A 13,358-nucleotide genomic window follows, 5' to 3' on the forward strand; every position below is an offset into this window, starting at 1 on the left:
CAGGGGGTTCTATTTTGAAAATCACGATTTAAAGGCAATAAAGTCAATGGAATTAAGGAAATTTATTTAGTCCTAAAACGTTTAGGACAGGATTGATTTATAATATGAGATTGTTATCATAATGCATAAATTAGTTGTTCACTTAATTCCATTTTGCTAACAATGAAGTGTTAATATTTCGATAGTATAAATCATTTTTTTTTATCTTAGTGCATCACTATAATTTTCTACTATAATTTAATAAAGCTTATAAAAATTAATAAACATGCCTTATACACCTATAGACGAAGTTCATTCAAATAGAAAAAAGACAGAAAGCAAAATTAATAATCATCCAGCTTCTAGTTGTTGTAGCGTGGACGATAAATTTGAAAGTAGTTTCGTTCATAGTGATGCTGATGGTCACGATCATGATCATAGCACGATTAATGGAAGTTTAACTCAGTTTTTTTTACCTTCAATAATTAGCGCTATTTTATTAATAGTAGCGTTAGGGCTAGATAATTTTTTCCCTCAATCGTGGTTTTATGGCGGGATTAGAATTATTTGGTATGTTGTGGCTTACATTCCAGTAGGTTTTCCGGTTTTTAAAGAGGCGGTACAAAGCATGAGAAAAGGGGAGTTTTTTTCAGAATTCTTGCTGATGAGTATTGCTACATTTGGTGCTTTTGCTATTGGTCAATATGCTGAGGGTGTCACTGTAATGTTGTTTTACGCCATTGGGGAATTATTCCAAACTTTAGCTGTCAAAAAAGCAAAATCAAATATTAAATCCTTGTTAGATGAACGTCCAGATGAAGCCAGTGTTGTACAAGGTGAAATAGTAACTGTTAAAAAAGCAGCGACGGTAAATATTGGTGAAATTATTGAATTAAAGCTTGGTGAAAAATTAGCTTTAGATGGAATATTACTGTCAAGTCAAGCAAGCTTTAATACAGCAGCTTTAACTGGTGAAAGCAAACCAGATTCAAAAGTTAAAGGCGACATTATTCTTGCTGGGATGATAAACTTAAATGCGGTTTCTCGTATTGAAGTAACTGCTGTATTTACGGACAGCAAATTATCTAAAATACTTGAAATGGTTCAAGAAGCCACCACTAAAAAAGCACCAACAGAACTATTTATAAGAAAATTTGCTAAAATTTACACTCCTATTGTTGTTTATCTTGCCATAGCCATTTGTTTTGTACCTATATTCTTTGTAGCTAATTATATATTCCAAGACTGGTTGTATAGAGCATTAATTTTTCTAGTTATTTCTTGTCCCTGTGCGTTAGTTATTTCAATTCCATTAGGCTATTTTGGCGGTATTGGCGCTGCAAGTAAAAATGGAATTTTGTTTAAAGGCTCTTCATTTTTAGATGTAATGGCAGCAATTCAGGTTGTGGTTATGGATAAAACAGGAACATTAACACAGGGTGTTTTTAAAGTGCAAAGAGTAGTAGCTGTTGGGATTAGCGAGGAAAAATTGGTAACCTATACCGCAGCCATTGAATCTAAGTCTACACACCCAGTAGGATCTGCTATAATACAATATGCTGCTGATTATAAAAGTAATTTGACCGTTACAGCTGTAACTGAAGTGCCAGGAATGGGGCTTAAGGGAGTAGTTAATGACAAAGAAATTTTAGTAGGTAGTCCTAAATTAATGGTTAGATATAATATTGATTATGATCTTGCGCTTAACACCATTCCGTATACAACTATTGTTGTAGCGATCAATCAAAAATACGTAGGCCATTTTATTATTGCTGATCAGATAAAAACGGATGCAAAAGATGCGATTAATCGTTTACATAAATTAAAGATTAAAACAATGGTTCTTTCTGGAGACAATCAAACTGTGGTTGATGCTGTGGCCAAAGAACTCAATATTGATCAAGCTTTTGGAAATTTATTACCTGAAAATAAAGTAGAAAAAGTAGAGGCATTACTGCAACAAAAATACAAAGTAGCCTTTGTAGGCGATGGCGTCAATGATGCACCAGTGATCGCACTTGCAGATGTTGGAATTGCAATGGGCGGGCTAGGAAGTGATGCGACTATTGAAACTGCCGATATTGTGATCCAAAATGATCAGCCTACTAAAATAGTTACCGCAATTAACATTGGAAGAAAAACAAAACAAATAGTGTGGCAAAATATTTTACTTGCTTTTTCTGTCAAGCTAATAGTATTAGTACTCGGGGCGGGAGGATTAGCCACTATGTGGGAGGCTATTTTTGCAGATGTTGGAGTTGCATTACTGGCAATTTTGAATGCCATAAGAATTCAAAGAATGAGATTCTAAATAAAAAGTAGTTTTAACTTAAATTTCAATAATATATCATTGCTATTTTAGTATTTTCGTTACTATTAAATCACATACATGAAAATTGCAATAGTTTGTTATCCAACCTTTGGAGGTAGTGGAGTTGTAGCCACAGAATTAGGCTTAGAATTAGCACGTCGAGGACACGAAATCCATTTTATAACTTATAGTCAACCTGTACGCTTAGCTCTTTTAAGTCCTAATGTACATTACCATGAGGTAAATGTTCCTGAATATGCTTTATTCCATTATCAGCCCTATGAGTTAGCTTTATCTAGTAAGTTAGTAGATATGGTGAAACTATATAAAATAGAGGTACTTCATGTGCATTATGCTATTCCGCACGCATATGCAGGTTATATGGCTAAACAAATGCTAAAAGACGAAGGAATAGATATTCCCATGATTACCACTCTACATGGAACGGATATAACATTAGTGGGTAACCATCCGTTTTATAAACCAGCAGTTACATTTAGCATTAATAAATCAGATTATGTTACTTCGGTTTCCCAAAGTTTGAAAGAGGATACGCTAAAATTATTTAATATTACTAATGAAATTGAGGTGATCCCTAATTTTATAGAATTAAATAAAAGTGAAAAAGAATCGGATTCTCCATGTAAGCGTTCCGTCATGGCTAAACCAGGCGAAAGGATTATTACGCACATCAGTAATTTTAGGAAAGTAAAAAGAATTCCTGATGTCATTAAAATTTTCTATAACATTCAAAAAGTAATCCCTGCTAAATTAATGATGGTAGGCGATGGTCCCGAAAAAGAAATGGCTGAAAATTTATGTCAGGAATTAGGAATTACCGATAAGGTTATATTCTTTGGGAATAGTAATGAAATTGATGAAATCTTATGTTTAACTGATTTGTTCTTACTTCCATCTGAAACAGAGAGCTTTGGATTAGCAGCTTTAGAGGCAATGGCTTGTGGGGTTCCTATTATATCGAGTAATTCAGGAGGACTGTCAGAAGTTAATTTTGAAGGAATATCTGGATATCTAAGCGATGTAGGAAATATTGAGGAAATGGCTCAAAATGCACTAAAGATTCTAAAAGATGATGCCACTTTAACCCGATTTAAAGAAAACGCATTAATTGTAGCAAAACAATTTGACATTAAAAATATTTTACCGCTTTACGAAGCTTTGTATCATAAGGCAATTAGTAAAATAAAATAATACAAAGTGGCAAAAGATCAATACTAAAAATAAAATGAATAAAACGTTCCTATTATTAGTTGCAATTACTTTGGCTTCCTGTGGTTCCACTCAAGTGAATTCATTGAGTAATACTAATTTATATGAGGTCATAACGCAGCAACAATATGGTGGTGCAAGCATCGAATTTTATGAAATTTTGTCAGAACCCAGCGAAATTAAAATGCTTCTCAATGATCCAAATTTAAAAGGTAAAATTAATACAAACGATCTTAATCAGGCTAATTTTATTATTTTAAATATGGGTGAAAAACCTACAGGCGGATATAGTATTGGGATTAGTACTATAGCAGAAACCGCTGATGCAATTGTCATAAAAGTTAAAAATACTAATCCAGATCCTGGAAGTATAGTCACTCAAGCACTTACAAATCCTTTTTGTGTTGTTAAAATAAATTCGAAGAAAGAAATACAATTTAAATAAAAAAAAAGCTGTTCACCTTGTGAACAGCTTTTTTTTAAACTTATTGTAGGTCTAAAATTGATATCTCAGTGACAATGCAATATCTGATCCGTAATTATTTTTGTAATAACCACTTCCACCAAATTCTGGTCTGAAATCCAAAGAAACTAATAAAGGAAAATCAAAATTATACTCAATTCCTATATCTCCAGCTGCAAATGCAAATGTATCATTATACGATTTTTTATTATTATCATCGTAACTATAGCTTCCTAATCCTCCACCTACACCAGCATACCAATTAAATCCACCATCAATATTCCAAACCCACTGGTACAACCCCGTTAATTTAATAGCTTTATCATCATAACTATTATTATTAAAATTGCTTCTATTTCTCCAACCCAAATCTAATTCTAGTCGGTTATCAGTTGATAACGCTCTTTGATATGAAATCTCACCACCAAAACCGCCGCTATCGCCAAAACGTAAACCAATTGCATTTTTAGAAATATCTTGGGCTTGAGCCGCAAATGTTAACCCAATCAGCATAATGGCTGACATTACAATCTTTTTCATAAGTTTAGTTTTATTTTTTGCAAATATAGTTTAACTTACTTACTTATAATTGTAATATTGCATTTATAGTTTATATAATTTATAATCTTTCATTTAAAATAATACCAAATCATAAATCAATAAAAAGTCTATTATTAATCAATAATTTAAATATGATCCTTTAAAACTTTGATTTAAAATTATACTTTTGTTAAAAACTTATAATAATGGCAGGAAATAGCTACGGAACACTATTTAGACTTACCACTTTTGGAGAATCTCATGGTGATGCTTTAGGTGGAATTATAGATGGGTGTCCATCAGGAATAAGTATAGATTTTGAAGCTATACAAGTAGAAATGTCGCGCCGAAAACCGGGTCAGTCAGCTATAGTGACACAGCGTAAAGAACCTGATGATGTACAGTTTTTATCTGGCATTTTTGAGGGTAAAACCACAGGTACTCCTATAGGATATATTATTCCTAATACTAATCAAAAATCAGATGACTACTCACATATAAAAGACAATTATAGACCGAGTCATGCTGACTATGTTTATGAACAGAAATATGGTATTCGTGATTATAGAGGTGGAGGACGCAGTTCAGCAAGGGAAACAGCCAGTAGAGTAGTGGCTGGTGCCATTGCTAAACAAATGTTACCTCAAATTAAAATCAATGCTTATGTTTCCTCTGTGGGACCTATCGTATTAGACAAATCGTATCACGACTTAGATTTTTCAAAAACTGAAAATAATCCTGTTCGTTGTCCTGATGAGGAAATGGCTAAAATAATGGAAGAATATATTCGCGATATTAGAAAACAAGGCGATACTGTAGGTGGAACTGTTACTTGTGTGATTCAAAATGTGCCCATTGGACTTGGAGAGCCCGTTTTTGATAAGCTTCATGCCGAGCTTGGAAAAGCAATGCTTTCTATAAACGCTGTAAAAGGATTTGAATATGGCAGCGGTTTTGAAGGTGCTACCATGAAAGGTAGTCAGCACAATGATTTATATAATAGCGATGGCACGACTCGAACCAATCTTTCTGGTGGTATTCAAGGCGGTATTAGCAATGGCATGGATATATACTTCCGTGTGGCTTTTAAACCTGTAGCAACTATAATGCAACAACAAGAATCGCTAGATAATAAAGGTAATATAACTGAAATGACTGGTAAAGGACGTCATGATCCTTGTGTTGTTCCACGTGCTGTTCCTATCGTTGAAGCAATGGCAGCTATTGTACTTGCCGATTTTTACTTACTAAATAAAACTTTGAAATGAAATTAGCCCTACACTGGAAAATATTGATAGGGATGATTCTCGGTCTATTATTTGGTATTTTGATGAAAAATCTTCAATTGGTCGATCCTGTAACAGATTGGATTAAACCTTTTGGAACCATTTTTATTAATCTTTTAAAAATGATTGCCGTTCCACTTATTGTTGTTTCCTTAATAACAGGTTTGGCTGATTTAAAAGATATTTCTAAATTGTCAAAATTAGGTGGTAGAACGGTGGTACTTTATTTATTTACCACGGTAACTGCAGTTTCTATAGGTCTTGTCTTAGCTAATGTGATTAAGCCTGGAAGTTATATTAATGAAGTCTCAAGAGATACACTCTTAAAAAGCTTTACTGGTGATGCCAATGCAAAAATTGAGTTAGCAGCATCAGCTAAGAATCAAGGACCATTACAACCGTTAGTCGATGTAGTTCCAGAAAATTTCTTTCAAGCACTTACAGATAATGCAAGTATGCTAAAAGTAATTTTGTTTACCATTCTCTTAGGGATCGGAATTATATTGATTGATCAAAAGAAAGCACAACCAGTAGTTGATTTTTTTAAGGGTTTAAACGAGGTTATTTTAAAAATCATTGATATCATTATGCTTGCAGCCCCGATAGGAGTTTTTGCATTGATGGCTTCATTGATGGTAGAGATTCCTGATTTCACAACTCTAGGCGCTTTAGCCATTTATGGATTGACTGTTTTAGTTGGTCTTCTAATAATGACTTATATTGTATATCCTACACTACTTTATAGTTTTGCTAAAGTTGGACCAAGACGTTTTTTCGCCGCCATCGCTCCCGCGCAATTACTCGCTTTTTCAACGAGTTCAAGTGCGGCAACTTTACCTGTAACTTTAGAACGTGTCACTGAACATTTAGGTGTTGATGAGGAGGTCACAAGTTTTGTTTTACCACTTGGAGCAACAGTAAATATGGATGGAACCAGTTTATATCAGGCAGTTGCAGCCGTTTTTATTGCACAAGCAATGGGAATTCATTTAGATTTGACAACCCAGTTGATGATTGTCGTTACAGCTACTTTAGCTTCCATAGGTTCAGCGGCCGTGCCAAGCGCCGGAATGGTGATGCTGGTTATAGTTTTAGGTCAAGCTGGAATCCCAGAAGCTGGTTTAGCACTAATATTTGCAATTGATAGACCTTTAGATATGTGTAGAACGGTGGTGAATATAACAAGTGATTCTGCAGTAGCAGCTATAGTTGGCAACTCCGTTGGTAAACTGAGAAAACCAGAAGATTTAGAAATAAGAGAATTATAATGCGATTATTAAAATTGATAATTTGCAGTATTAAATCATAGAATAACAAACTGTACTTAAAGTTGTGCATTATAAATATTCTCAGATATAATAATAAAAAAATAGCCTGTTCACAAATGCTGACAGGCTATTTTTTTAAGGTGAATTGCAAACTTCCAATTTTAGAAATCTACTAATTTAATTTTTTTTAGTATTTAAGAAATAGCTCAGAAAAGTGACATTAAAAAAATTAATACCAGCGTTTTTTATTTTGCTTGGAAACTTCTGATTTTCTAGATTTGTGGGCAGCGCCACTTCTATTAGAGTTATTTTGTTTTACTCCAGGAGCAGTTTCAGGACTTCCTGAGTGCCAACCGTACGGATGATCACTAACAATTTTTACATCAACTTTTATCAATCTTTGAATATCTTTCCAGTATTGATGTTCATCTTTCCCACAAAAAGAAATGGCAACACCATCATTTCCAGCACGTCCTGTTCTCCCTATTCGGTGTACATAGGTTTCAGGAACATTAGGTAAATCAAAGTTGATTACATAAGGCAATTGATCAATATCAATTCCCCTTGCAGCAATATCAGTGGCAACAAGAACATTAATTTCCTTATTTTTAAAACCATCTAAAACACGCTGTCTTGCATTTTGAGATTTATCTCCATGAATGGCTTCGGCGGCAATATCGTGTTTGCGCAATGCTTTTACAACATTATCAGCACCATGTTTTGTTCTTGAAAAAACTAATACATTAGATAAATTTTCGTTTTTTATTAGATGATATAATAAGTTTCTTTTTTCTGCTTTTTCAACAAAATAAACTCTTTGCTCCACATTTTCAGCAGTTGATGAAACTGGAGAAACACTAACTGTTTCAGGATCCTTTAAAAACATTTCTGCGAGCTCTCTTATCGCAATAGGCATTGTGGCTGAAAATAGAAGTGTTTGCCTATTATTTGGTGTCAATTTTACGATTTTCTTGACATCATTTACAAATCCCATATCCAGCATTTGATCGGCTTCATCAAGTACTAAGGTATGTAAATGATCCAAATCGATAAATCCTTGTTTAACTAAATCAAGTAATCGACCTGGAGTTGCAATTAAAATATCAATTCCTTTTTTTAACATTTCCACTTGTGGCACTTGTGACACTCCACCAAAAATTGTTAGTTGAACAAGATTAGTATATTTTGCATATTGATCAAAATTTTGACCTATTTGTACTGCTAATTCTCTTGTAGGTGTAATTACTAAAGCTCGAATTGGACTTGCCTTTTTTGAGGATCCTACTATTCTATGCAATTGATGGATTATTGGTATTGCAAAAGCCGCTGTTTTTCCAGTGCCAGTTTGTGCACATCCTATCATATCGCGGCCTGATAAAACTATGGGAATTGCTTGTTCTTGTATTGGTGTTGCTTCTATATAGCCTTGTTCAAATACAGCTCTTTGTATACTTTTTGAGAGTGATAAATCTTCGAATAACATATTTTAAGTTTAAATATCATGTAATAAGTACATGTATAGTTGTGCAAAGATAGGATTATTATTTTTGATGCTTTTAATATATACATCAGCTAGCTATTCTATTACAAAATAACTGTGTAATCCCTATTCTTGAATTGATGTGTTCGATTTTATAAAATCAGTGATTAAATATCCTATTAATTGACCAATCAAATGATTATTTTTATCTTCTGCTAAGTCAGGTGCGCCTTCGCAAATATGCAAATAGGAAACGTTTTTATTTTTTGCAAAAAAAGAAATAAACTGCCTAAGATTTTCAATAGAAAAACCACTTAAAGTCATTGCGCTACTAGCAATATTAGGAATTGCATCTAAATCGATTTCAAGTCCGAAGTGTTCTTTACTCATAAACTCTGCTGCTTTTTCCATTTCGGTATCAAAATGCTTTTCTTTTCTTATCGCTATACTATCATAAGTATTATAGCGAACGCGATCTTCAATTTTTTTAATAATATCAAGGACACTTTTTGACACATAATTTTCGTGTAATCCAAAAATAAAATATTTTTTAAGAAAACCCTCTTCATAAGCATACGAAAATCCGTTTCCACTGTGGCGTCCTTCTAATATTCTGAAGTTGGAGTGAGCATCGAAGTTGATAGCATTTATCGCTTTTCCTTTGGCAAGAGCCGTACCTTTAATATTACCGTAAGAATTATTATGACCACCTCCAATGATGATAGGTATTTTATCTAATTTGACAAGATTGAAAATAATATGTGCAACATCTTTATCAATTTTTTCTACTAATTGACTTAGCTTAGAGCGATCGTCAATATCATTAAAATTTAAAAACGAAACTTCTTTTAAAAGGTTAGCTACATCAAGTTGTCCTAAAATAATAATTTGACTTCCTTTACAAAAGCGATTATTCTGAATATTAGCAATACTCTTGATTGCACTATCCCATGCTGATGCAGCTCCAGGTCTGCCGTAATTTGCTCTTACACCAATGTCTTCAGGAATACCAAAAAGTACATATTTAGCCTCACAGTTTTTTAGAAATTTAAGAATATCAGTATCTTTTGGGATTGCTATCATCTTCTCGCCAAATTTTATTTCGCCACTTCGATGGTTCGTAATCTTTGAGAGATCTTTAATTGTAAAAGGAATAATCTTGTCCATCAAAAAATATTTTTATTCAAAAATACTATAAATGTATAAAGTTTCGTTAATAGATAGTTATATATTATTAAATTTGAAAAAAATACAGATGGAAAATCAAAAAAGCAGTTCTAGTTTAAAGGCAGTAATTGCAGTATTAGCTATTTTATTAGTAGGTAGTTTAGTTTATATTTTCAAAATGTCTTCAGATGCTGATACAAGTAAAGTAGAGATGACTAATACGATCACTGAGAAAGAATCGGTGATGAAAGATTTGCAAGAATTAAAAACTACTTATGATGCAGCAATTGCTGAGAACACCTCAATGTCTGACGAGCTAATACAAGAAAGAGATAAAGTGGTAAACTTAATGTCTCAATTGAGTAAGTCAAAAGGTGATGTCGCTTCATTATCAAAATATAGAACGCAATTTAATTCATTGCAAGCTAATATGAAGGTATTGATGACTGAGAATGAAAACTTAAAATTAGCGAACACTACATTGACTACACAGCGTGATAGCACGGTTGTAGTGTTAGGAGAATCTAGAAAAAATGTTGAAGCTTTGACAGGTCAAAATGAAGAATTGTCAAAAGCGGTAGAAATGGGTTCCAAGTTAACGGTTTTAAACACTCGTGGATCAGCTTTTAAAGTTCGTAGTTCAGGCAAACAAATTGAAACCGATAAAGCTAGAAGAGCTGACGTGTTAAGAGTTAGTTTTACAATTGCTGAAAATGTCATTGCAAAATCAGGAAATAAAAGTTTTTATGTTCAAGTAATCGATGGAAAAAACAATGTAATTGGAGATAAAAAAACTGAAAATTTTGATGATGATATTTTGACTTATAGTTTTATTACTAATGTAAATTATGATAATAAAACGGTGCAAGTTACAGAAGATTTAAAAGGAAAAGATTTTGTTAAAGGAACTTATTTTATTAATATTTTTGACAAAGGGCAGCTAGTTTCTAAGACTAGTTTTATTTTGAGATAATTAATTCTAGTTTATTTTAAAAAAAAAGAGGAGCTCAACGCTCCTCTTTTTTTATTATGGTCAATGTATCAACAGGTCATTGAAATCTTTTGAGTAATAGCCCCCTATTATCCTGATTATAAAAAACCATATAAAGTTAATTGCATCAACAAATCAATTTTTATATCATGTAATTTTCGAATTATATGCTTAGTTACAGGATCATTCTGTAACTTTAATTTCGAACATTTTATCCCAGTTTTTACCAGTGACAAATATAGTTTTGGTTTTGGGATTATAAGCAATTCCATTGAGAACATCAGTATCTGGCAGTTGAGAAACTTTAGCTTTTAAATCAATAAGGTTAATAATTCCTTCTACAGCGCCCGTATTGGGATTGATAACAGCAATTGCATCTTTTTGATAGATATTACCATATATTTTTCCGTCAATCCATTCCAGTTCGTTTACTGATTTTATCTTAGTTTCATAAGAATACACATTGATATAATCTACTTCTTTGAGTGTTTTAGCATCTATTTTCCAAATTTTTTCTGTTCCATCTGATTGGTATAGATAGGTTCCATCATTTGTAAGACCCCAACCTTCTATGTTTTTTTTGAAATAGGGAAATGTTTTTTCTTTCTTAAAAGTATCTACATTGTAAATATATCCTTCGTTATTTTGCCAAGTAAGCTGATATACTTTATTATTTAGAATAGTAATTCCCTCGCCAAAATATTGATCCGCTAATTCTATTTTTTTATAAACTTTTCCTGTTTTATAATCTGTTTTTCTCAAACTTGATATTCCTCTCTTTCCAGAAACACCTACGCCATTGCCTGTTCCTTCATAAAGTGTATCTCGATAAAATTCTAAACCTTGAGTGTAGGCTTGGTAATCATGCGGATAAGTATTTACAATAGTGTACTTTAATAATTTAGGTTGTACATCAGAAACGAGTTCAACTCGCGCAGTTGCTTCACTATTATCTCCTTCAAAATAAACGAGCGCTTTAAGATTTTGATATCCTAATTTATTGTCTTTTAATTGAACTGTTAATTTTTCGGCACCTTTTTTAGAACTTATTTTTTGATCATTTATATAATAGATAATGCTATCAATTTCTTTCTTATTAGCATTTACAATACCTATTTCTAACGACTCTTCTGGCTTATATTGCTCTTTCAGGGTACTTGAATCGATAGTAAATATAGAATTTTCACCTTTTTTTGTGTCACCGCAATTGACTAATGTAATTCCTAATAAAATGATAGATAGGAAGTTATATTTTTTCATAGTTTTAAAATTTGATAGAACAATATACAACGATAATTTATAGCTGCAAAGGTATTGTAAAAATATAAAAAGTATTGTATATTTGCACCGGCAAGTCCTACACGACCAGCTCCTGCAGACTCCCCCAGGATGGGAACATAGCAAGGGTACGTGGTTGAGCGGTGCGATGTAGGTCGCTTGCCATTTTTTAACTAAATCTATTTCAGTTTTCACAACCATTTTCATATTATATTGGTCTTCCTTTTGGAAGATTTTTTTATTTTTAGACGTCTCGTAAATTTAAACATCATTTCAATGAGTAAAGTAGTTCTTGTTACAGGCGGTTCCTCAGGAATAGGCAAATCTATAGGCGAATTTTTACATCAAAAAGGTTTTATAGTTTACGGAACCAGTAGAAATCCAGAACGAATACTAAATTCGGTTTTTCCTTTATTATTTTTAGATGTTCGAAATGCAGATTCAATTGGTCAGGCTGTTGCCAAAATAATAGCTACATCTGGAAAACTGGATGTTGTCATTAATAATGCTGGTGTTGGAATTACAGGACCTCTGGAAGAAATTCCAATGGAAGAGATTAAAAATAATTTTGAAACTAATTTTTTTGGACCTATTGAAGTAATCAAAGCAGTATTGCCGCAAATGCGTGTGCAAAAATCAGGATTAATTATCAATATTACTTCTATAGCTGGATATATGGGTTTGCCTTACCGGAGCGTCTATTCTGCCTCAAAAGGAGCCTTAGAATTAATAACAGAAGCTTTGAGAATGGAAGTAAAATCATTTGGTATACATATTACCAATATTGCTCCAGGCGATTTTGCCACTAATATTGCAGCAGGACGTTATCATGCGCCTCTTGTAAAAGGTTCAGCTTATGAATTATCATACGGAAAAACATTAAAAGCAATGGATGAGCATGTTAATAGTGGCAGCAATCCTGATGAGATGGCCGAAGCTGTTTATAAAATTATATTGGATCCAAGTCCAAAGATTCATTATAAGGTTGGTGCTTTCCTTCAAAAATTCTCGATCGTTTTGAAAAGAATATTACCTGACAAAGTCTACGAAAAAATGTTGTTAAATCATTATAAATTATAGAAATGGAAAATTTTTCTAATTACGCATCTAATGTGGCAATGCTATTATGGTTGGTTCTATTAGTATTTCTTTGTTATAGAGTTATACGATGGATCAACGTCATTATTAAAAACAATGCTCTTTACAAAGACGATATGTTAAATGTTCTTGAAGAAATTCGAGATGAACTTAAAGAATTGAATAAAAACAAGGTTCTTCGCTTAAATTAGTGGATTATTAAAAACTTAGCTAATTTTGGGGTATGGAATTAGATGGATTAGGAGTTTTGCTAGGGGTTAAATCTCC

Annotated in this window: 11 protein-coding genes and 1 other RNA gene; 8 read left to right on the forward strand and 4 right to left on the reverse strand. The window is 32.7% G+C overall.

Annotated features, from left to right (window positions below):
• Window positions 1-265 precede the first annotated feature (265 nt).
• From RCH18_RS15395 to RCH18_RS15405, 3 genes are all read left to right on the forward strand, one after another.
• Window positions 266-2,290: a heavy metal translocating P-type ATPase gene (locus tag RCH18_RS15395; RefSeq protein ID WP_326937664.1), complete on the forward strand. Its 2,025-nt coding sequence runs from the start codon at window positions 266-268 to the stop codon at window positions 2,288-2,290.
• A gap of 78 nt (window positions 2,291-2,368) precedes the next feature.
• Window positions 2,369-3,502 (forward strand): N-acetyl-alpha-D-glucosaminyl L-malate synthase BshA, encoded by a 1,134-nt coding sequence (bshA, locus tag RCH18_RS15400; protein WP_326937665.1) that lies wholly within the window; start codon window positions 2,369-2,371, stop codon window positions 3,500-3,502.
• Window positions 3,503-3,536: 34 nt separating this feature from the next.
• A complete protein-coding gene (locus tag RCH18_RS15405) occupies window positions 3,537-3,965 on the forward strand; it encodes a protease complex subunit PrcB family protein (RefSeq protein WP_326937666.1) in 429 nt (142 codons plus the stop codon).
• 51 nt (window positions 3,966-4,016) lie between these two features.
• On the opposite strand, the gene RCH18_RS15410 is transcribed toward RCH18_RS15405, so the two are convergent.
• Entirely contained in the window at window positions 4,017-4,523 is a 507-nt protein-coding gene (locus RCH18_RS15410; protein WP_326937667.1) for a hypothetical protein, read from the reverse strand.
• Between the two features lie 206 nt (window positions 4,524-4,729).
• On the opposite strand from RCH18_RS15410, the gene aroC reads away from it, so the two are divergent.
• Together aroC and RCH18_RS15420 are read left to right on the forward strand one after the other, a co-directional pair.
• Window positions 4,730-5,791 carry a chorismate synthase gene (gene aroC / locus RCH18_RS15415; protein ID WP_326937668.1) on the forward strand — a complete coding sequence of 354 codons (1,062 nt, stop codon included), beginning with the start codon at window positions 4,730-4,732 and terminating at the stop codon, window positions 5,789-5,791.
• Window positions 5,788-7,077: a dicarboxylate/amino acid:cation symporter gene (locus RCH18_RS15420; protein ID WP_326937669.1), complete on the forward strand. Its 1,290-nt coding sequence runs from the start codon at window positions 5,788-5,790 to the stop codon at window positions 7,075-7,077. The genes aroC and RCH18_RS15420 overlap by 4 nt, the downstream gene beginning before the upstream one ends.
• 229 nt (window positions 7,078-7,306) lie before the next feature.
• Here the strand turns inward: RCH18_RS15420 and RCH18_RS15425 are convergent, their stop codons facing one another.
• Window positions 7,307-8,560, reverse strand: coding sequence for a DEAD/DEAH box helicase (locus RCH18_RS15425; protein ID WP_326937670.1), 1,254 nt, complete (start codon window positions 8,558-8,560; stop codon window positions 7,307-7,309).
• A 123-nt stretch (window positions 8,561-8,683) separates the two neighbouring features.
• Window positions 8,684-9,724: a formimidoylglutamase gene (locus RCH18_RS15430; protein WP_326937671.1), complete on the reverse strand. Its 1,041-nt coding sequence runs from the start codon at window positions 9,722-9,724 to the stop codon at window positions 8,684-8,686.
• Window positions 9,725-9,812: 88 nt separating this feature from the next.
• On the opposite strand from RCH18_RS15430, the gene RCH18_RS15435 reads away from it, so the two are divergent.
• The gene (locus RCH18_RS15435) at window positions 9,813-10,697 is read left to right on the forward strand and encodes a hypothetical protein (protein ID WP_326937672.1); all 885 of its coding nucleotides are present in this window, start codon (window positions 9,813-9,815) and stop codon (window positions 10,695-10,697) included.
• Window positions 10,698-10,898: 201 nt separating this feature from the next.
• Here RCH18_RS15435 and RCH18_RS15440 read toward each other — a convergent pair whose 3' ends face one another.
• Entirely contained in the window at window positions 10,899-11,975 is a 1,077-nt protein-coding gene (locus RCH18_RS15440) for a glutaminyl-peptide cyclotransferase (protein ID WP_326937673.1), read from the reverse strand.
• 88 nt (window positions 11,976-12,063) lie between these two features.
• On the opposite strand from RCH18_RS15440, the gene ffs reads away from it, so the two are divergent.
• Both ffs and RCH18_RS15450 read left to right on the forward strand, forming a co-directional pair.
• An RNA gene (gene ffs / locus RCH18_RS15445) (signal recognition particle sRNA small type) lies at window positions 12,064-12,161 on the forward strand.
• Between the two features lie 108 nt (window positions 12,162-12,269).
• The gene (locus RCH18_RS15450; protein ID WP_326937674.1) at window positions 12,270-13,073 is read left to right on the forward strand and encodes an SDR family oxidoreductase; all 804 of its coding nucleotides are present in this window, start codon (window positions 12,270-12,272) and stop codon (window positions 13,071-13,073) included.
• The last annotated feature ends 285 nt before the right edge of the window (window positions 13,074-13,358 follow it).

The sequence above is a fragment of the Flavobacterium sp. PL11 genome (genome assembly GCF_035985025.1).
Taxonomy (GTDB): Bacteria; Bacteroidota; Bacteroidia; order Flavobacteriales; family Flavobacteriaceae; genus Flavobacterium.